The 20991-nt window shown below is 41.0% G+C and carries 18 protein-coding genes and 1 tRNA gene; 8 read left to right on the forward strand and 11 right to left on the reverse strand.

Annotated elements, in window-relative coordinates; all coding sequences use genetic code 11:
• The first annotated feature begins 34 nt into the window (after positions 1 to 34).
• Positions 35 to 2305: a reverse gyrase gene (gene rgy / locus NZ896_01550; protein ID MCS7116138.1), complete on the forward strand. Its 2271-nt coding sequence runs from the start codon at positions 35 to 37 to the stop codon at positions 2303 to 2305.
• 71 nt (positions 2306 to 2376) lie between these two features.
• Here the strand turns inward: rgy and NZ896_01555 are convergent, their stop codons facing one another.
• The gene (locus tag NZ896_01555; protein MCS7116139.1) at positions 2377 to 2757 is read right to left on the reverse strand and encodes a helix-turn-helix domain-containing protein; all 381 of its coding nucleotides are present in this window, start codon (positions 2755 to 2757) and stop codon (positions 2377 to 2379) included.
• A gap of 548 nt (positions 2758 to 3305) precedes the next feature.
• Between NZ896_01555 and NZ896_01560 the strand changes: the two genes are divergently transcribed.
• Positions 3306 to 4067, forward strand: a complete 762-nt coding sequence (locus NZ896_01560; GenBank protein ID MCS7116140.1) for a KaiC domain-containing protein — start codon at positions 3306 to 3308, stop codon at positions 4065 to 4067.
• Positions 4064 to 4579 carry a hypothetical protein gene (locus NZ896_01565; protein ID MCS7116141.1) on the forward strand — a complete coding sequence of 172 codons (516 nt, stop codon included), beginning with the start codon at positions 4064 to 4066 and terminating at the stop codon, positions 4577 to 4579. Before NZ896_01560 ends, NZ896_01565 begins: the two co-directional genes overlap by 4 nt.
• Before the next feature lie 598 nt (positions 4580 to 5177).
• On the opposite strand, the gene NZ896_01570 is transcribed toward NZ896_01565, so the two are convergent.
• A tRNA-Ala gene (locus NZ896_01570) sits at positions 5178 to 5266 on the reverse strand.
• A gap of 191 nt (positions 5267 to 5457) precedes the next feature.
• Between NZ896_01570 and NZ896_01575 the strand changes: the two genes are divergently transcribed.
• The gene (locus NZ896_01575) at positions 5458 to 5778 is read left to right on the forward strand and encodes a hypothetical protein (protein ID MCS7116142.1); all 321 of its coding nucleotides are present in this window, start codon (positions 5458 to 5460) and stop codon (positions 5776 to 5778) included.
• Positions 5779 to 5804: 26 nt separating this feature from the next.
• Here the strand turns inward: NZ896_01575 and NZ896_01580 are convergent, their stop codons facing one another.
• Together NZ896_01580 and NZ896_01585 are read right to left on the reverse strand one after the other, a co-directional pair.
• Entirely contained in the window at positions 5805 to 6563 is a 759-nt protein-coding gene (locus NZ896_01580; GenBank protein MCS7116143.1) for an NAD-dependent deacylase, read from the reverse strand.
• Positions 6564 to 6584: 21 nt separating this feature from the next.
• On the reverse strand, positions 6585 to 7001 hold the full coding sequence (locus NZ896_01585; protein ID MCS7116144.1) for a hypothetical protein: 417 nt from the start codon (positions 6999 to 7001) through the stop codon (positions 6585 to 6587).
• 199 nt (positions 7002 to 7200) lie between these two features.
• Between NZ896_01585 and NZ896_01590 the strand changes: the two genes are divergently transcribed.
• The 3 genes from NZ896_01590 (at position 7201) to NZ896_01600 (ending at position 10270) form a co-directional block, all read left to right on the forward strand.
• Complete coding sequence (locus NZ896_01590; GenBank protein ID MCS7116145.1) at positions 7201 to 7458, forward strand: hypothetical protein; 258 nt, start codon at positions 7201 to 7203, stop codon at positions 7456 to 7458.
• Positions 7459 to 7581: 123 nt separating this feature from the next.
• Positions 7582 to 8556, forward strand: a complete 975-nt coding sequence (locus tag NZ896_01595) for a helix-turn-helix domain-containing protein (protein ID MCS7116146.1) — start codon at positions 7582 to 7584, stop codon at positions 8554 to 8556.
• Positions 8557 to 8656: 100 nt separating this feature from the next.
• A complete protein-coding gene (locus NZ896_01600; protein MCS7116147.1) occupies positions 8657 to 10270 on the forward strand; it encodes a matrixin family metalloprotease in 1614 nt (537 codons plus the stop codon).
• 99 nt (positions 10271 to 10369) lie between these two features.
• Here NZ896_01600 and NZ896_01605 read toward each other — a convergent pair whose 3' ends face one another.
• The 3 genes from NZ896_01605 to NZ896_01615 all read right to left on the reverse strand — a co-directional run bounded on the left by NZ896_01605 (position 10370) and on the right by NZ896_01615 (position 12921).
• Positions 10370 to 11119 (reverse strand): SagB/ThcOx family dehydrogenase, encoded by a 750-nt coding sequence (locus tag NZ896_01605; protein MCS7116148.1) that lies wholly within the window; start codon positions 11117 to 11119, stop codon positions 10370 to 10372.
• Positions 11120 to 11228: 109 nt separating this feature from the next.
• On the reverse strand, positions 11229 to 12692 hold the full coding sequence (locus tag NZ896_01610) for a sodium:solute symporter family protein (GenBank protein MCS7116149.1): 1464 nt from the start codon (positions 12690 to 12692) through the stop codon (positions 11229 to 11231).
• Between the two features lies 1 nt (position 12693).
• Positions 12694 to 12921, reverse strand: a complete 228-nt coding sequence (locus NZ896_01615; protein ID MCS7116150.1) for a hypothetical protein — start codon at positions 12919 to 12921, stop codon at positions 12694 to 12696.
• A 486-nt stretch (positions 12922 to 13407) separates the two neighbouring features.
• Here NZ896_01615 and NZ896_01620 point away from each other — a divergent pair, with 486 nt between their 5' ends.
• Positions 13408 to 14766 (forward strand): bifunctional hydroxymethylpyrimidine kinase/phosphomethylpyrimidine kinase, encoded by a 1359-nt coding sequence (locus NZ896_01620; GenBank protein MCS7116151.1) that lies wholly within the window; start codon positions 13408 to 13410, stop codon positions 14764 to 14766.
• Positions 14767 to 14960: 194 nt separating this feature from the next.
• On the opposite strand, the gene NZ896_01625 is transcribed toward NZ896_01620, so the two are convergent.
• The 4 genes from NZ896_01625 to NZ896_01640 all read right to left on the reverse strand — a co-directional run bounded on the left by NZ896_01625 (position 14961) and on the right by NZ896_01640 (position 20892).
• Entirely contained in the window at positions 14961 to 15950 is a 990-nt protein-coding gene (locus tag NZ896_01625; GenBank protein MCS7116152.1) for an AIR synthase family protein, read from the reverse strand.
• 191 nt (positions 15951 to 16141) lie between these two features.
• Entirely contained in the window at positions 16142 to 16684 is a 543-nt protein-coding gene (locus NZ896_01630) for an SMC-Scp complex subunit ScpB (protein MCS7116153.1), read from the reverse strand.
• Positions 16668 to 17339, reverse strand: coding sequence for a hypothetical protein (locus NZ896_01635; GenBank protein MCS7116154.1), 672 nt, complete (start codon positions 17337 to 17339; stop codon positions 16668 to 16670). Before NZ896_01635 ends, NZ896_01630 begins: the two co-directional genes overlap by 17 nt.
• On the reverse strand, positions 17332 to 20892 hold the full coding sequence (locus NZ896_01640) for an AAA family ATPase (GenBank protein ID MCS7116155.1): 3561 nt from the start codon (positions 20890 to 20892) through the stop codon (positions 17332 to 17334). The genes NZ896_01635 and NZ896_01640 overlap by 8 nt, the downstream gene beginning before the upstream one ends.
• Positions 20893 to 20991 lie beyond the last annotated feature (99 nt).

Raw genomic sequence — 20991 nt, forward strand, 5'->3', positions numbered from 1 at the left:
CAACCCTCAGAAAATTCTCACACTGTTGAAGAATTTGTCCCCAATTTTTGAGAATAAACTTCAAAAGGAGGTCGCATCGGTTATGTTGGAGCTCTCAAAGGTTGTACCAGTGAGCAAAGAAATCATCGAGAAGATTAGAAAGGCTGACGAAACAGATATTGAGCTTGACGGGTTTGAAGGGCACGTACAAAAACTCTTGAAGAAAGCTCGAAAAGTGCTCGCATATATAATGGAGAATATTGATGTCGAAAAACTTGCTAAGAGGGTCGATATCGATGTGAAGATAGAGAATGGTGAATTTGTACTCGTGATACCGGATGTGGATGGTTACATTCAAGCTTCAGGCAGGGCTTCAAGATTCTACGCAGCAGGTATAAGTCGTGGAGTATCTATCATGATAGTCGATGATGAAAAATCCTTCCATAGCCTTTGTAGACGAATTCGGTTGATTACGGATGAGGAGTTTGAGGAATATGACTTAGACAAGGCGCTTGAGGAGTTTAAGATCGTTAGTAAAGATAGAGAAATAATAAAGAAAATACGGATGGGTGAATTTTCCGTTGAAACGATCGATATTATAAAATCAGTACTTGTGATCGTCGAATCCCCAACAAAAGCTAAATCGATAGCCTACTTCTTCGGAAAGCCTGCCAAAAGAATTATGAATAATTTCACAGTTTATGAAGTAGCGAGTGAACAATTCATATTAACGATCATCGCTTCAGGCGGGCATATCTTCGACTTGACGACTGAAGGGGGTTATCATGGCGTTATAAAGGAGAATGGAGAGTACATCCCAGTGTATACTGATATAAGGCGTTGTAATAAATGTGGTGAACAATTCACAGATAGGGATGCGTGTCCAGAATGTGGTTCAAATCAAATGTACTCTACAAGGGAAATTGTGAATTTACTACGTAAACTTGCAAGTGAAGTGAATAAGGTCTTTATAGCTACCGATCCCGATGTAGAGGGTGAAAAGATAGGCTATGATATTTTTGTCTCCATCAACCCATACTGTGATGATATCGAGAGGCTCGAATTTCACGAAGTAACTCGAAAAGCTTTGAGAAGAGCTTTTGAGCAACCCAGAGAAGTAAAGTTACCTCTTGTTCAGGCACAGGTAGTTAGGAGGATTGAGGATCGGTGGATCGGTTTTGAACTCAGTAAAAAACTATGGGAGAGGTTCAAAAAGATGAACCTCTCCGCAGGAAGAGTTCAAACACCAGTCCTCGGCTGGGTTATAAGCAGGACAGCGGAAGTTAAACATAAAATCCCCATAGCCATCACCCGCTTAGAAAATAACTTCTCAATAATTCTTGAAGAGCCATTCGATGGTAAGGAGCTCATCAGGAAATTCAAAGCGGGCGAACTCATAGCCTCGATCGATGATGTCACATTCCGTGAGGAACAGGTTTATCCACCACCACCATACACCACAGACAGCATGCTTAGAGATGCTGCCCACAAACTCAGATTCCCTGTAGGCTATACGATGAACCTTGCGCAGACCCTTTTTGAATCAGGCCTCATAACTTATCACAGAACTGATGCAACTACTGTATCGACAACGGGTATGGATGTGGCTAAACGCTATGTAGATGAAAATTACCCCGGAATGTTCAAGCCAAGAGAGTATAGAACGGATGGAGCACACGAATGTATTAGACCTACAAAACCCATAGATGCTAAACAATTATACTTCTACCTTTTCTCGGGTGTAATAAGAGTCCCCGAGAAGTTGGTGAATGATCATATAAAGCTATATGAGATGATCTTCAAGCGTTTCATCGCGAGCCAGATGAAAGAGGCAAGGGTGGAGATCGAAGAGTTAACGTTCAAGCTCGATGGAATCGAGCTTAAGCAAAGAAGGGCCATTAGGATCCTTGAGGAGGGCTTTTTGAAGGTAAATCCCATAGTTAGAGTTAAAAGTGAAGTTAAACCGGGAAGGTATAAAGTCCTAGAGTTTAAAGTGAGGTATAAACCTGCAGCAGAACCGTATCGTGAAGGCGATATAGTAGCTTTAATGAAGGAGAGGGGGATAGGTAGACCGAGTACCTATTCTAAGATAATCAATGTGCTACTTAAAAGAGGATACATAGTCAATAGGGATGGATTTATATTCAACACCAAGTTTGGAAAGAACGTGTATGATTATCTAGCTGAAAATTACAAAACGTTCATCTCAGAGGAGTTGACGAGGAATCTGGAGAGAGCTATAGATGCTATAGAGAGTGGGCAAGCAAAATACCTAGAAATACTCCAATCCATAGAAAACGATGTTAAAAATATAACTGCAAACTAAGAGTAATACATAACACTCTTATCTCTTTCATCTCTTCCAAGTTTTGAATGCCTTCCATACAATTAGAGAGTCTACTCTTTAAGCCATCGGTAGATGGTTTTTAATGGAATATTTAACCTCTCTGAGATTTGCTTAACACTGTACCCTTTATCTCTAAGTTCTTTCATCTGCTCTCTAATCAACCTCCTCTCAGCCCTTCGAAATTTTGCTTTATTCTCGAAGATAACACGGTCTTCGTTGCCGAAAAGGGAGAGGCCGAGTGTGAAAGCTCTCAGGTATTTATATTCTCTATTAATGTAGCCTACTATTTTGATCTGGTAGTTTTCTGCAATGTAATTTTTAAGTCGATTGAGTATACTTTCTACCATATCGAGAGTAATGATCGATGCGAATGTAACCTCGACTACCTTACTTTGGGAGTTGACTTCGATCGAATACTCATTGCGGACCATTCCCCTTCACCTTTATTTTATTAGAATGTTACGTAGAAGCTTATAAATCTTTCTCACATTAATATTTTTTAATAATGCGAAAGGCTTATTAACCCCTTTCTCATTATATAAAAATGGCAAAATGAGAGTAAGGGAGGTGATGTGGTATGATGAACTACAGGATATTTGCACTGCGGATGATTGAAAACATAGTAACCGATAGAGGACCTCCAATGTGATCTCTACCCTATTTTATTTTTTATGATTCACCACCAATACCAAAGCGTTACTCTTCTTTTCACTTAATGTACCGTTCATCTTGAGGTAGAAAGATTCTTTCTATTGCTAGGGGTTCGTTTACAAGGACGTAGCTTTTGTGGTATGCCCCTCGTCATCTTTATCGACCGATGACAAGAGGAGCACATTCCTTATCACTAAAGTTACCAAGTTACCCAGTTGCCTAAAATAAAAGTTTTAAAATTTTCTCTGAGTTGACGATAAAAATTTTATAAATGATCAATATATTATAGAAGTGGAAAAAGTGGAAACAAGTTTCTGGTTGGTTTCTTATGAGTGACCGTGTAGATGTAGGCATCCCAGGTATGAATGAGATCTTACATGGTGGGATACCGAGGAGGAATATTATTCTATTGTCCGGTGGACCTGGTACTGGAAAATCCATCTTTGGTCAGCAGTTCCTTTATGCTGGTTTCAGATTGAATGAACCGGGCATTTTAGTGACTTTGGAGGAGCATCCTGTTCAGATCAGGATTAACATGGATAGGTTTGGTTGGGAGCCTAGAAAGTATGAGCAGGATGGGAAGTTTGCAATAGTGGATGCATTCACCTCCGGGATTGGCGAATCATCTAAGAGAGAGCGCTATGTGATTAAGGATCCCGATGATATCCCAAGTTTTTTGGATGTTATTCGACAAGCGATTACCGATTTAAATGCGCAGAGGGTTGTCATAGATTCTGTTTCAACACTTTACATGACCAAGCCCATGTTAGCGAGGTCGACATTGATGCTGATAAAAAAGGTCCTGGCCGGTTTGGGATGCACAGGATTCCTTATTTCACAAGTAAGCGTGACAGACCGTGGATTTGGCGGTCCCGGTGTTGAGCATGCGGCCGATGGAATTATAAGGCTTGACTTGGACGAATATCAAGGCGAGCTTAAACGGTCAATAATCGTTTGGAAGATGCGTGGAACAGAACATTCTATGAAGAGACATCCCTTCGAGATAACAAGTAAAGGTATAATAATCTATCCAGACAAGACTGTGAGGGTTATGCCTAAAGGGTCTATTGAAGGAGGTGAAAATGTATGAGTGAAATGGAAGTTCCACTAAAACCGTTGGGGAGAGAGGATATTCAAAAGCTTGAAGCCATCCTCCTCTTAGGAACAGTATCAAGAAAGGATGTTATCGAGAAAATGCGGAGCGCAGATCCGAAGGACAGAATTACATGGATAGATGCTCTGGCAATTGCCGCTGGCGCACTCGCGAGGGAAAAGGCGGGAATGACGGTTGCAAGGATAGCTGATGAACTCGGTAGGGGTGAACAGACTCTAAGAGCGCACTTGACGGGAAAGACCGAAGCCGGAAAACTTGTAAGGGAAACTTATGAGATGCTCCTTAGAGGCGAAAAAGTCCTAACATTCATACTCAAAGAGACTGAAGCTGCACCGTCAAAAGAAGAGGTCGAAAAGCTTAGAGCGGAAGTTGAAAAGGAGAGAAGAGAAAAGTTCGAGCTTCAAGAGAGGCTTAAAGAGTTGCAAAGTAAAATTGAAGGTGCCATAAAAGCCTTGGAAAGTGCACTAAATCAACTAAAGGCCCAATAGGGATGTTGAACAGGATTAGATCCGCAATCTCTCATGTAAGATGGGTTCATGTATTGCTAGGTTTAGAAGATTCTTCATATGCTCTTTTATATCTCACATAGATTGTAAATACTAAACCTTTCATCGATCATAGATGTAGGTAGATATTAGCTTATAGAACATCTTTTACTCGATCATCTTTAGATAATGAACTATTCATCAAAGATGTATCACAATGGTATAAGAGAAACCTCTCATTGGCTATGGCTGGTGTTTTATCTTCGCCCTCAACATTAACCTTAAGCCTCACATCCAAGCAGAGTCTCCTTGGTAATGTACGAATCTTACCCCTCTCCAACCTTCGGACAAAATCGGTGAAAACATCCGAAAAGTCTAGTCTTCACAACCTTGAGTCTTAGGATTAGTCTCGTTAACCTCACAATAAAAAACAAGATTCCTAAGATAAATAAGATAAATAGGCTATCAATAAGACTTAGCTGTAAGAGTATCAAACCAACGCTGGATATCCCTAAGCAGATAAGAATTAGCCCACTTAGCCCTCTCCCTCATAACCATCGATTAGAAGGAAAGAACGATCAATTCTCGATTCACTAAAAAGTGGACCGGGCGGGATTTGAACCCGCGACCTCCCGCGTGCGAGGCGGGCGTTTGTATTATTACTTATTCATACCGCTGAACTACCGGCCCAGAATAGAGCACCTTCATCTTTTTCTATGTATTAAGATGCATATAAATGGTTCATTAAAAGTTTGAAGATTGTTAAGTTCGAATAAAATTAAAGATATCTTAAAGTCCTTTATTCTCCTTTGTTCATCATATCTTGATAAGAGTTTTACTCAGAAAAGTATTTTAAACGAATCACTAATATTAATAGAGGTATGCAATTATTTATCTTCCCTTTTGTGTGGGGTTTTGAGATCGAATCCGGATGGCTCGCCATCCTACTAACTACATTGATGTTCTTGATATTCACAGCGATCTTCATCCTCTTCACACTCTCGACCTTTAGAGCCTTCAGAGTGGGCAAGGTTCGTTGGGGATTTGGAATCTTTCCTCCCGGTTTCGTACTTTGGAGAGGAAGATCGGTTGAAGAAGAGCTTTTAGAGTTGAGAAATTATGAAAGATGGTTGGAGTTAGAATTAGAACGGGTAAGAAGAGAGATCGAAAGAATGGAAAGGGAGAGCATGTTTAAAAGATGATGCAATAGCCTTTTAATATTGCGGAGTTAAGGAGCCAATATCGAATTTATATCATCTGTAAAGAAGCCCTTCCAAAGTCTTGGTAAAGCTTCTGCAGCCTTCTCCCTTATCGATAAACTCATATAGGGTGTTAAAACTGTGGGATTAGGATTAATCTCAATAACTTTTGCCCCATTCTCAAGTGCTAAAAGAGGCATTTGAGAAGCAGGTGAAACTACGCCTGATGTCCCTATGACGAGGAATAGCTCTGCCTCTTTACTCGCATTAATCGCTTTGATCAAAATTTCATTATCTATCGGTTCACCAAATTGGACCACGTGAGGGCGTAATGGATAACCACAATCACAGTAGGGTGGTAGACTCTTTAAAGGGGTCTCTGGCAAATCTATAACTTTACCACATCTCATACATCTACCTTTCCACATATTCCCATGGAGTTCTAAAACTTTCTTACTACCAGCTTTGGTATGAAGACCATCGACATTTTGAGTGATTAAACAGAAATTCTCAAAATAATTCTCCATTTCAACGAGTGTATAATGGGCTGCATTGGGCTTGCATTGACTTACAAGTCTTCTTCTCCATTCGTAAAACTCCCACGTCTCTCTATTATTCCAAGGGGGGCCAGCCCTCATCGCAAGCCTTCTCGCTTCGGGAATCTCCCACATAGAGCCTTTGCCTCTAAAGATTGGGACACCACTCTCAATAGAGATACCAGCACCAGTAAGCACAGTAACACGCAATTTTGGATTTATGATCAATCCCAATCTCTTCAAGATGTTCATATCAAACTCAGCAGAAGATTTTTAACGGTACCTCTTCATAATGATTTCAACCAGATGTGAAGCCCTATCTACGATCGATGGGAATGTATCACAGAATGTGGTGGCTAACTCTCTTAACAACTGCTCAGCCCCTATGCTCATACCGACACCTTTCATACCCTTCGATTCATAGTAATCTATAGTAGCATCCCTCACGATACTTGGATACTTGAATTCGATCTCACGAATGACTTTACCGATGTTAAAGATTATTGAAATGCATTTATAAGATGATTCGGGGTTTCCACAGCGATAGAATATGCTGACACGCTCCTTAACAAAGTGCTCTTTAAATATCTCATAATTCATCCTTAACCTTTCTTCATCAAAGTATGGACAGTTTTGATAGAATTGAGCGCATAAATCCCTTAACCTTAGGATTAAATCTTTAAGCTCCAACTCCTTATTACTTTAAACATTTGGAATTTATTATACTTGCCGATATGGTATGTGAATAAATTGATGATTTAGCGCCAAATCGATATCGATCTTTAACCTCACATCTAAACGGCTGGTGATGATTCACAAGGCTTATTAATCTTTTACGAATTAACTCTATGGAATGGTTCAGATAAATTTTGATATCTTAAGGGATGGGTTGATATTCTTAAGGACAGCTTACGATACATTAAGATCCTTCATCGGAAGTATACTCGCAGAAACGTTATTCAAAGCAGCACCGAAAACGGCCGAACTCTACTCTGATGCCATCAGCTTTCTTATCTCATTGACCGCACTCTATCTTATCCTTGAGTTTGTAGCCATAGGTAGGAGGATTATAAAGATCATTTTGATACTCGGCTGGATATTGTTATTTGTGGCGATAGGACTCTCTACTCTTACAATAGGTAGATAGAGATCTTTAATAGATCTTAACCTCAGCAATGGGGATTCACCTTCACAGTCACAGTTCATAGCCTGAAGTATCAACAATTAACAATAAGTAAATATATACACGATTGTGTAGATAACATGTTATTTGAAAGTCAATTCCCAAATACTGATAGTCGCTCTACTGATGGTACTCTGCTTAAACCTTTCTAGAATTTATGCTCAACCTTACTCAATTTCATCCACAGAGATCATCATCTTCCGTGATGGTGTAGCCCAAGTAATACAGAGTTTGGATGTCGATGAATCCCTCGTATCTATCTCTATACCTCTTTTATCACATTCTGTATGGAATCTGCTCGTGCTAGACGAGGATAATATGCCTCTTAGCTATACGATAAAGCTACCAAATATCACCATCACTACATTGGGCGCATCAAAGGTAACTTTAGATTACTTTACACCCACGCTCACACAGAAAGAGGGTGAGGTATGGACCATCAAGCTTAACTTACCTTATGAAGTAAAAATCATTTTGCCCGAACGCTCCAACATCATCTATCTTAATGATTTACCATCATCGATAACGGCGAGAGATCAGAGAATCGTTCTTACAGTACCTCCAGGATTCTGGGAGATCAGCTACGTACTTCCACCGATGATCCCTTTGCCACCATCCACACCATCACCACCATCCACATTACCACCCACACCAACTCCAACGCCTACACCTGCACCGACACCCACTCCTCCCACTCCTCCCACTCCCACCCCTACACCTACGCCCAAACCAACTACACCTTCTACGATTGAAGAAACGAAGATCGTTCAACCGCCATTCATCGAATATATAATTACCATTACAGTCATTTCATCACTCATCGGCATTCTACTCTTTTTAAGGGGTAGGGGCGAAGCGAAGGTTTTAAGATCTGAAGATAAGGAAGTACTTCGATTTATAGCTGAGAAGGGTGGAAAGGTCTTGGAATCTGAAATAAGGCAGAAGTTTTTACTCCCGAAGTCGACCACGTGGCGTTTGGTGAAGAGGTTAGAAAGGATGGGTTATGTGAGGATCAATAAAGTAGGCATACAGAATGAAGTAGAGTTGGTGAAGAGGTTATGAATATGGTAGATGTTGAACGGGTTTTTCAAGATTTGTGGAACGAGTGTTCAATAGCGTCCCTTATCAATCTAACCAACCATTATAGAGTGCGGTGGTAAAGATGTCGCGCAAAACCTTTGCCTTCGCCTCCATACTCTTACTATCAACTCTATTAATCTCATCGATGATAGTACCAACTTTCTCAGCCTATGCAACGTGGCAGGATCAGACGAAGGCGGAGAAGTTCATCGAGATCGCTCAACACGCCTATGAAATAGCTATTGAGTTCAGAGAGCGTGCAAGAAGTAGAGGTATCGATGTTACAAAAGCCGATAAGATGATAAGCGAAGGTGAAGCTCTGCTCAAAGAAGCTAAATACTACTTGGAGAAGGGTGAATATAGTAAATCTTTTGAGAGGGCAAATAGAGCTCAGGAGAGGTTTAGAGAGGCGATAAAGTCCCTTAACATAACACCAAAGGAAGGAAGAGAGGTTGAAGAAGAAAGGGGCAGAGGTATTCTGGTAGCGATAGAGCGAATAGAAGAAAGGATCAAGAGGATTAAAGATGTTATAGCATATATAAAGGAAACATCAGAGAATCAAAGGTATATCGAATGGGTCAAAGGAAATCTAACAGAGGCTGAAAATAATCTAAAGGATGCAAGAGCTGCGCTCGAGAAGAGAAATGTAACAAGAGCCGCACATTTGCTCGGTGAAGCGAATAGAAATATTGAAGAAGCATTCAGGGCGTTGAGGCTCATCAGCGATTGGACGATAGGTTGGAGGATCAAGAATTTCTTCAAAGGGATCGAAAAGCTGTTAGATGATGTAGAGAAATCGATCGAAAGGTTGGCTAAAAGTGGAGTCAAAGTGGATGATCTGATGAAGAGGCTTGAGGAAGCGAGGAAGTTGATCGAAAGTGCGAAAGATAAACTTTTAGTTGGAGATAAGAAAGGCGCTCTGGATGACGTAAAGAAAGCCCATGATATCCTTAAAGATATCCTAAAGGATATTGCAAAGAGGATTAAAATACCACCAAGAGATGTTGAGAAGCCGAGGAAGGAAGTACCTCTAAAGCAGAGCCTTGCGGACGCTCCGAATAGAGGTGCAGCTGCGTGGGATGATACGACGATAAGCGTGCTGATCAAGCCGAATGTATACTTACCAAATTCTCCCGAAGTATCTGCTGGAAGGAGGGCTATCGATCGTTGGAAGGTATCGTTAACATGGTTCTCTAAACAGGATTGGAATAACGATACATTACCAGACTACCCTTGGCTCGATAAGATAAACTTTATCGTGTATGTACAAGGTGTGAACGAAACCCTAATGAAGGCACCACCCGATGTAACGATTACATACCACTACAAGATAGCACCGGGCTACATACTCGGTTCTACAAAGCTATCCTTTAAAAGAGTCGGTACGGATTACGCCATACAATCGGTCGATATAATCATCGGTGTGAAAGGGCTTACCTTAACGGGTATAGAGAATCTTGTAGCCCACGAATTCGGCCACGCGTTAGGTTTGGAGCATAGTAATGTTAAGGGCGATCTGATGTATCCATCGTTCAATATGGAAGAAGAGAAGAGGAGCGTAGTATCACCATCTACATTGAACCTTTATTCGTTGACGATAAATTATGGCTGGTTAGAAACGGGTAAATTTTCACAGTATCGTGGTACTCTATCTATCACATTACCAGAACACATTCCATACCAAAGGGCACCTTAAAGAATCATAAATCAATAAAACCCCCTACTTTATTTTTTATATTATTTTTATTTTCCATTATGCACATTACCATATTACCATATTCTCTCTGCGATTACTTCATACTCTACCGATCGAGTGTATGTAGAGCGGTTCTTCATCGGCCGGTAGGTTCAAAATCTTCTTTACTTGATCATCGTAAAACGCTCCAATAACCACACTCCCAAGTTTTAATGATACCGCCTGTAGATACACATTCTGTGCTGCATGCCCCACCTCCATATGAACGTATCTAATCCCTCTATCGCCATACCTTGATGTCGTTCGCCTGTAGATCGCTGTGAATACCAGATCTATAGCGCACCTTTCAACCCACTCTTGATGCAGAGCAGCGATGGCTAAATCACGCCTCTTATCTCCATCCAGCACCTTTACAAGCTTATTTTCATGGGGATTGTATTTATAAACACCCTTTTCGAGTCCTAATACGTTACCCACCACGACATATACCTCAAGTGGATACGTTGCACCAGCCGATGGTGCCGTTCTAAAACCTCTTGGATCTGTAATCCCTTGAGCGGCCCAGAGTAATTGAGAGACTTCTTGAAGTGTCAACGGTTCATCCTTATAATCTCTTATAGATCTCCTCTTTAATAATGCCTCTTCGATCGAAAAATCGCTCTTAAGCCTAACCTCCGGTAGTTTTACCACGCTTCCGATCCCGATCGGTGATTGTGGATATTGAACTTGCTCACCATTGTACTTTTTGGTCGTTATCGAATTTAGAAGGTTCTTGATGATGATGAAGCTACCGATGCCTACAGATAGTGCTAGGATATACTTTAATAATCTTCTACGTAGAAATGACATCAACACATATAAAGTGGGAAGGTAAAGATATACTTTAAACCAAAAAATTCAAAAACCGATATTTTAATCGAGATTAAAATAACTTCTCTCGATTAAAAATATCATACAATCACATATTATGCTCCTTTATCTTTTCATTCACATAACTTATAAATTCATCAGCGATTTTAGGTGGTTTTGTCATATAACTGACCGTTATGAGTAAAAATGTTGCGACAATAAGCCCCCAGATGGTCATCGAGTAACCGAACGGGTTTATCCCGAAGGCATATCCAATGCCCACTAGCAGAGCACCCACACTCATACTACTCAATGCGCCTATCGCTGTAGCACGCTTCCAGAAGAATGTTGCGAATATCGTTGGAACGAGCATCAGCATACCACCAGAGGACATGGCAGATAAGATCGCGATCAACCCGGGTCTGAAGAGTGCGAAGAAGAAGCATACAATAGAGAATATAGGGATTAGGGCCTTCCCGACGAATAACTCTTTATTCTCAGATACATCGGGCTTTAACGCTCTATAGATATCTCTACCACACATAGAGCTTAACGTTAATATGATGGAGTTTAGAGTGGAGATCGCGGCTGCGAGGATCCCCACCAATGTTATCAGTGCGACGAGGTCTGGAACCTTTGTGAGTAATATGGGCATCGCCCGATCCGCAACCTTCAACTCTGGTATTATGAGCCTCGCCATAAATCCAAGTTGTGTGCAGATGATCGTGTATATGAAGCCGAATATGGTGAATCCCCATATCATCCTCTTTAGCGTCGTGACACTATTTGGTATGTAACATCTTTGAAATACCTGTGGATTCGAGATGGCGAAGAAGAACCAAGGTATTGTGAGACCGATATAAGATGCAAAGCCCCACCTCACCTTCAAATGGTCTGGTATAGTACTTCTAACATTATTTACATAGGCTTCCCAACTTCCGAAGAAGTTATACACAACATAAAATAGTAGAAAGAGAGATGTTGCGATCATTATAAATCCCTGTAAGATATCGGTCAATGCTACAGACCTCATACCGGCCCAATAAGCATAGACGAAGACACCGAACATCACTATCAATGAGCCGATGATAAAAGGTACACTACCCCCTGAAAGCTCTTCAACAAGGTAACCTATACCCATGTACTGTACCGATGAATAAGGAATGATCATTACTGCACAGATGATCGTGCCCACTACACCAACCCATACATTCTCAAACCTTTTTGCCAACATTTCGGTCGGTGTTATAAACCCGTACCTTTTGCCAGCGATCCATATCCTCGGAGCGAAGCATAGCAGTAGCATCACCGTGCCTATTAGGTAGGTCAATTCAAAACCGAGTGTGGAAGAGCCGAGGGCGTACGTTAAACCTACGAGCCCGACCATCATGAATGCGCTATAGGTCGTCGCTGCATAAGTCATAGCCGATGGGAGTGCGGTGATCCTTCTATTCGCTATAAAGTATTCAGCCACACCAGCACCCATACGTTTACGTGCATAGTGTGATAGTACACACCCAGCCGAAAACCATATGATTATCGCACTATAGATCCAGATCGAGTCTATGGGCATATCAATCCCTCCAGCCCGATAAATATATGTAACCGAGGATCATGGTGATGAGCGTTAAAACGGTCCAAAACATATATGAAGCGTAAAAGCTTGCAATATCTTTTAATATGGTATAGGGTATTAGAAAGTCGATTATAACGATCGTGATGAATAAGGTAAGCCACAATCTGCGCCTTCTTCTATATACCGACTTATCCATAACTTTTTTATTCATAACATTCCACTCCATCCTCTTCACCTTTGTAAGTATCTTTTTCCTCATTAATTTGAGGTTTTATTATAAGTTTTTGCTGTCTCTTAAATATAATGCGACTTTACGACTTTTATTGTAGAGCATATATATGAGCTACATGATCTAATGATCTACACCCTTAATTTCGATCATCATCTTCATAGATGATGAAGAAAGGGATGTAGAATTTTTTAGGAAATTTTGCCTTTCGAATGGTAGTTGTGGATCGTTAAATACTATGATAGAATGTGAGGAGACTTCAAAAAGGATTTAAAGTAGAATTTAATATTTGATGGTGAATGCTGAGTCTGACCTGCCCTGAAGTTTCGACTGATGATGAGCACGGCCTAACTGAGGACCATTTCTGAAAAGGTATAAGAATCAAAAGTTTTGTAATCTTACTCTATCGAATTTGGTTCATCGACTCTTCACGATTGCATTGTAAAAGTATTTATGTGATTTATGTTGTGTAGTAGTTGAAGTATGAATATTAAACCGATTCGTGCCTTAACGATCGCGGGCTCCGACTCTGGCGGAGGGGCCGGTATTCAAGCGGATCTTAAAACCTTTGCTGCCTTTGGTGTCCATGGAATGAGTGTAATAACCGCGATTACAGCCCAAAATACCGTTAGTGTGAGTGCAATTCATGATGTCCCATTAGATATTATAAAAGCACAGATCGAAGCTGTAGTAGAGGATATCGGTGTAGATATTGTAAAGACGGGCATGCTCCATACAAAAGATGTGATCAACCTTGTAGCGGATGAGGTTATGGAGTATCGATTACCAATAGTTGTCGATCCGGTTATGGTGGCGAAGAGTGGGGCGAGGCTCCTCAGAGAGGATGCGGTAAATACTCTGATCGAAAGGCTCCTTCCCTTAGCGATCGTTGTAACACCGAATCGTATGGAGGCCGAAATACTTGCCAATATGAATATTGGGAATCTGCACGATGCTGAAGTCGCAGCGAGGAGGATAGCGGAGTTGGGCCCTCAAGCGGTCGTTGTGAAAGGTGGCCATCTATCGACGGAGGATAAGGTTGTAGATACTTTGTATTACAAAGGTGAGGTGAAGAGGTACGTTGGGGATAGGTTGGATGCCGATACCACCCATGGGACAGGTTGTTGCTTCGCCTCAGCCATAGCCGCGCTATTGGCTAAAGGATTTGGTGTAGAGGAAGCCGTTAAGATCGCAAAGGATTTTGTGTACACTTCGATAAAGTTCGGATTTCATGTAGGTAGAGGGAAGGGTCCGGTAAATCCCATGGCAAAGTTGATAAATGATAGTGAAAAGTACTTTGTAATAAAGAGCATTAAAGAAGCGATTCGAGTGTTAGAGGCACATCCAGAGGTTAAGAGGCTCATACCCGAATCTCAAAGCAATCTGGTCTTCGCTTTACCTTATGCAAGTAGCGTAGAGGATGTAGCAGCGGTACCTGGGCGTATCGTTAAGTGGGATGGTGGTGTAAAGGCCTCTATGCCACCTGAATTCGGTGCTTCATCTCATGTAGCGAAGACCGTACTCACAGCGATGAAGCATAATCCATCGATCAGGGCCGGTATGAATATTAAGTACTCCGAAGGGCTTGTAGAGGCTTGTAAGAAGATTGGGTTAAAGGTCTCATATTATGATCGAAGGTTGGAGCCGCCTGAAGTTAAGAGTGTGGAAGGGATGAGTACAGCATGGGGTGCTGAACAGGCTATAAGGAGTATAGGTGAAGTACCTGATGTGATTTATCATACGGGCGATTATGGAAAAGAACCGATGATCACGATTTTGGGCAGAACGGCCATGGATGTAGTGAAGATTGTAATCAAACTCGCTGAGATTGTCGAGAAATAAAAAAGGTTTAAAAGGTTTAGCGAGTAAATCCTATCTTTTTAACATTCTAAGTGGGCTTTTTATCTTTTTATCTTTTTATGTTGGCAGATAAGCTATCTTTAACTCGATTTCTCTAATGTTATGCAATCTTTTAGGATTATCCCCTTCGAATTTATTTCTTAAATAATTTTGAATGATACTTTGGAAGATTTAAGCTACATTAAGAGCGTCCATAGTTCGTCCGTTATACTTGAATCGATCCTTTCCCTTGTGCCACTTCGTCTGATCAAGATCCTCTCCCCATCGGTAAATTCACCGATTTCGCTGACTTTAACACCTATAGCATTTAGAGCCCTACACACTCTATCAACATACTTAGGATCGACAGCCATCAGTAAAGTGCCCGAACTGATCAACTTCAAAGGATCGACATTTAAGGAGAGGCAGATCTTCATCGTAACATCATCGACAGGTATCTTCTCTTCATAGATCGTAAAACCTAGATTGGATGCGAGGGCCATCTCATAAACTCCATTCAAAATACCTCCTTCAGTAGGATCGTGCATCGCATGTACGCAGCCCGTAGCAAAGGCTCGAACGGCCTCCTTCACTATACTGATCTTTTCGATCATCCTCGATGCTTTGATCAACGAGTTCTTATCGATTTGAGTCAATTTATCTTTAAAGGTTTCTGCGAGTATCGATGTACCCTCAATACCAGCACTCTTCGTCATCAGAATACAATCCCCCACTCTAGCATCTTTAGCTGTAACGTATCGATCGGTTATGCTGAAGGTGGTCATGATTATGATCGGCCGATCGAGTCTGGGTGTAATCTCCGAATGTCCACTTACGATAGATATCCCTAAACTCTTCGCGGCACGATCGATCTGCTGAGTAATCGTGTCGATCATCTCGATATCAGAATTCTCAGGAAATAGTATAATGGAGCTGGCGTACTGAGGCCTTGCCCCACTCGTCGCGACATCGTTGGCACTCACATTAACGGCGAGCCATCCTACATCCTTCTCGGCACCAGTTATAGGATCGGATGAGACGATTAAGTATCTTTTATTTAATTTAATAACGGAGAAGTCTATACCTGGCCCTGGACCTACGATGCAGTTTGGCGATTCCCTTCCCCTTCTTTTCAAAACGTACTTCTCCAGAATCGGTAATGGTAACTTACCTAGTGGAAGGCGCATATGATAACCTCAATGATAATGGAATCTTCCCTATATAAATACCGATTTGATAGCTAACATCTTCATCGATCGCTCTTTTGCCTAAACTCTTCTTTTAACTTCTTTTTCACCCAAACGCGATGAATCACTCTTTAAAGAATATGAAAGTCATGCCGATCAGATACCTTCGAAAGCAGATAAAAGATTGGCCATCATTTGATTTTGACCATTCTTCCCAATTTGGCCTTCGCCAATTGCTGTTTGAGTGTATTCAGATCTCTACTCAATCCAAAGTAATCGGAAAATGCGGCCGTAGTCTTATAAATATAGGTCCTCCCCGAACGCTCCCCAACTATAAAACCTAGATCTTCAAGGAGTTTTAAATGATGATATACCTGTGAGCCCCTTTGAGAGACCAATTCTTGACTCGAGATCGGTTGGAAGTAAGCTATGTATGATAGGGTCTTTAAAACGGAGTATGGTAAAAGGGGTTTTGTGGAGAATCTTTTAGCTATCTTATTATACTCGGGTTTAAGTTGCATAACGAACTTATGATCCTGTAATTCGATGATTTCGATAGAGCTCAATGTGGAGTTGATCAACTTCGCTAAAGAGCGCGCGATATTGACCGCTTTACGTTTTGATCTTATCCCGCCAGCCTTTGCCAACTCTTCTGGAGAGAGAGGTCGGCCTGAAGCATAGAGTGCAGCTTCGATGCGTGCCTGTATCTCCTTATCATTATCCTCTGTTGTCATAGTTATCGACTTTCAAAATCTTTATATCATCTTCAAACTGCTCCAATCGAATAACCCCTTCATTCGCAAGGAATAATAACAAGATAAAAATTCTCATAGCCTCATTTAACGCAAATCCTTGAATATATTCACTAAAGAGAATTTCGTTAACTTTGTTAAGTGTATTCAGTAGATCATCTTTGAATGATGCGAGCCTTTCTTGAATGTAAGCAATGAATGAGTCGACTTTAATTAGAGGTTCATAATCGGTCAATTCAGCTTCAGGCTTCTCTTTTTTATCACCCTGTGAAAGTATTTCGCTGAGAATTTTCTCCAACGCTTTTAAAAGATCCTCGATCGTCGTCGAGGCTAATTCGTATCTGAAGGGCATCAACAGTATTTGAGGGGGTTCGATCGTCGTTGCTGGTCTTCTTTCTACCTTTAACTTCTCAAATAGAAAGAGGGTTTCGACCTTTAATCTATAGATGATCGCCGATGTTAAAGCGGCTGAAGCACAGATCCTTATATCTAAAGATTCAACATCTGCCAATACCTTGAGGAGTTTATCCAGAAGATCTTTAAGATCGATCTCCCAAATCCTTCGATTCTTAATCGCTCCGGGATTCACCAATATATTTAAGGGAGGTTTGGAAAGGATTGGCCTTACATCATTCACTCTTCGCAACCACCTCCACACTCGGCTTATACTTCACAAATTTGGAGACACCATTCTCTATATATACGCCATAGATTAAGGATGATCTTGACATTATCGACTCTCTTAATGTAATGATGATGATCTGTCTATCTTCAGCCTTCTCCTTTAACAATTCAGCCAAACGTTCGCTATTCACTAGATCTAAATGTGCATCGATTTCATCGAATAGGTAGAAGGGCGATGGATAAACGGATTGAATCGCTAAGATAAATGCGAGGGCTGAGACGGTCTTCTCACCACCACTCGTTAAGCTCGATTCTCTAGGAGCCTTACCAAGAAACTCGGTCATCAGATATATTCCACCAGAGAAGATATCATCGGGCTTTTCGATCTCTAACCACGCTTTTCCACCGGTCAATCTTGCAAATATCGAGCGTAATTCTCGATCGATCTTGCCATAAGCATCTAAGAAGACCCTCCTCTTCTCCGCTTCGATATTCTCGATGAACTTTATAATAGCATCCCTCTCCATCTCCAATTGGTTCTTCCTTAAAGACAGATTCTTATAATTGATAAATACATCTTTATAGCTACGATCTGCCAGTAAATTTACACCATACTTCAATTGCTCATACTCTCTCGTCAACTGCTTTAATATCAACTCTGCATTCTCAAATACCTCGATAGGTTCACCGTATCCAAGTAGATTTAACTCATCTATAAAGTGCCGTTCAGCCTCTAAGAGCCTTTCTAAACTCTTCTCTGCATTTATTCGCTCCCTCTCCAAATTGAGAAAAGATTTCTTTAACTCCTCCTCCTCACCCTTTAAAGCTTTTAACTTTTCTTCGAAGCTCTCTAAAATCGGGCGTGACTTCTTCGAAGATTCTATTATATTGGCTTCCTCGCTCTTTAATTCATCGAGTTTGCTCGATAACTCCTTAACCTTGATTTCACTCTCTTTTATGAATCTCAATCTCTCTTCTCGCTCATTCTTCAATTGTTCGATCTCTTTATTCACCCTATCAAGACTCGGGCGAAGGTTATGATTCAGATTTCCATCTTCTCTAGTCAGTTGCGTAAGTGTATCTCTGATCTGAGCAGAAGTATTATCAATAAAGCTAATGTAGAATGAGCGCTTCTTCTCTAAAGAGGATAATTCATCTCTCAATCTCTCCAGATTTAACTCCTCTATCTTCTTATTACAAATTTGAGACCTCTCCTCGACAGACATCTTAAGACTCTCTAACCTTTTGATCCTCTCTTCTAACTTCTTCAGAGCATTTAGGATCTTATCGACCTTCTTATCTACGAGCTTCTTAAGTCTGTTATACTTTTTGGCCAATTTAGAAAAGTTGATCAGATCTGCCGTCAAACGCTCCATGTGTAGAGCCCTCTTCACCATCTCTTTTTCAAGTGCTTTGGAACGCTTCTCTAACCTTTGTAGATCGAGTTTTCTCTTATTGATGAGCTTTCTAAGCGAAGAGAGTGCTTCCTTCACCGTGGAGAATGATCTCTCATCTCCGATCAATCTTACGATCTGAGTCAACTTTTTGATCAAACCCGTCTCAAAAGCCATCGCCTTCGGTTCGAATATATCACCATTGAGAGAGACACTCCTAAAACCTCTCGATGCGACTATGTATGCAGATCGTGTGGAATTCACAAGGACCGTATCTCCAAAGATAAAGTTCACTAGACCGTTAAAATCTTCCTTATCTTCTCTAACTTTGATCACATCTGCCAATACACCGATCACACCCTCCACATTTGGAGGATTTACCTTAGAAGTATCTGAAATTTCACTGAGCGGGATGATCGTCAAACGGCCGATCTTAAATTTCTTTATCAACTCAGCTACTTTTAACATGGCATTCAAATCTCTTACAACGACGGTCTTCATCCACTTCTTACCGATCGCTAAGACCGCCCTTTCATACTGAGGCTCGTAAGATATAATATTCTCAAATTTATCGATAAAACCCTCTACCAAACCCCCATCTGCCAACTCCTTTAACCTTCGAAAGCTCAACTCCTCGATCAACACCTGCTCGATGATGGACCTCTGGGAATCGTACTTTATTACAGCCCCTCTAACCTTCTCTAGTATAGATATTGCATTCTCAATTTCATTCTCTAGCCTCTCTCTAATGGCCGATAGATTGGATATGGATCTGTTGATCTGGTTTAATGATTCGGTATCGATCTTCTTCAGATTCTCCAATTCTTTGATATTGGCCTCCAATTGTTTTAAAGTCTCTGAGAATGAGTTCGATTTGTCCTTTAGTAAACTTAACCGCTCATTTAAAACACTCTGTTCGTTGCGCAGAGCCTCAATCTTCATAGTTATAGACCTTTGAATTTCACTATACTTTGATAAACGCTCTTTTAACGATTCTAACATTTTATTCGATCGAGAGATTTGCCCTTTGAGCCTTTCGATCCTTCTCTCTACCTTCTTGCATTCGTTCTCCGCCTCCTTCTTCGCCCTCTCCAGATCATTTAGAGTGATCTTCAATTGATCGATCCTCTGCTCACTTTCCTCAATCTCTTTCACCAAATTCTCATTCATCTGTTGAAGGCGGGGTAGATCTTCATCGATCTTTAACACTGTTCTTCGGGCTTCTTCGATATCCACATTCAACCGATCTAATTCACTGGTAATCTTAACGATTTCGAATTCGATTTCAAGCTGCTTGCCACTCGGCCCCTCCATGACGGTAGATATGAAATCATTTCGTTCACTCTCTAAGGCTTGAATCTTGTGCCTTACTTCTGAGATCTTACCTTGAATTTCATCTATCTTCTTCACACAATCTCTGATTACCTGCTTCTGTCTCTCGATCCTTTCACGCGTAGCGATAAGATTTTTCGATGTTAAAACGGCCTTTAACCATCGAATCTCATTCTCCAACTGTCTTAACCTTAATTGATCATTTCTTTCTTCCTCTAACGATTCGACCCTACTCTTTATCTCACCAATTCTGGCCATAGCTACTTGAAGTTTTACATCAGCATTTTGTAACTGCTTCATCGCCTCAGCCTTCTTCTGATCGAACTCAGCTACACCGGCGATATTCTCTATCAAAGCCCTCTTTTGATCGGGTAGAAGCTCCGCGATCCTCGTAACCATACCTTGAGGGACTATATTGATCCCATCAGGAGAGATTAAACCTACACTTAGAATTTCAGAAAGGGTATTCTTCTGTACAGGCTTACCATTGAGGTAATATACACTCTCTCCAGTACTTTTAAGTTCACGTGAGATAGTAACTGAGTCGGAGTCTATCGGCAGAGTGCGTAATGTATTATCGAAGGTGATCGTTACTCTACAACTCGAGGGTTTGTATGATGCGTTCGGGCCCCCATCGTAAATCAGATCTGCAAGTTTAGTAACCCTCAACTTCTTCGGACTATTTTCACCTATGGCAAAGAGGATCGCATCTAAAATATTGGTCTTCCCACTACCATTGGGCCCTGTAATTGCCGTCAACCCTTTACCGAAGTTAAGGGTGACGGTTTTATCACCCAAGGATTTAAAGCCTCTTATCTCTAACTTCGTGATAAAGGACATGGATTAAACCTCCATCATCGATTTCGGCATATTCGAAAAAATTCCAACTCGTATATGAATAAATGATCTCAACCCTACATTCACTTTCACTTTAACAAG

The sequence above is a fragment of the Nitrososphaerales archaeon genome (genome assembly GCA_025058425.1).
Classification (GTDB): Archaea; Thermoproteota; Nitrososphaeria; order Nitrososphaerales; family JANXEG01; genus JANXEG01.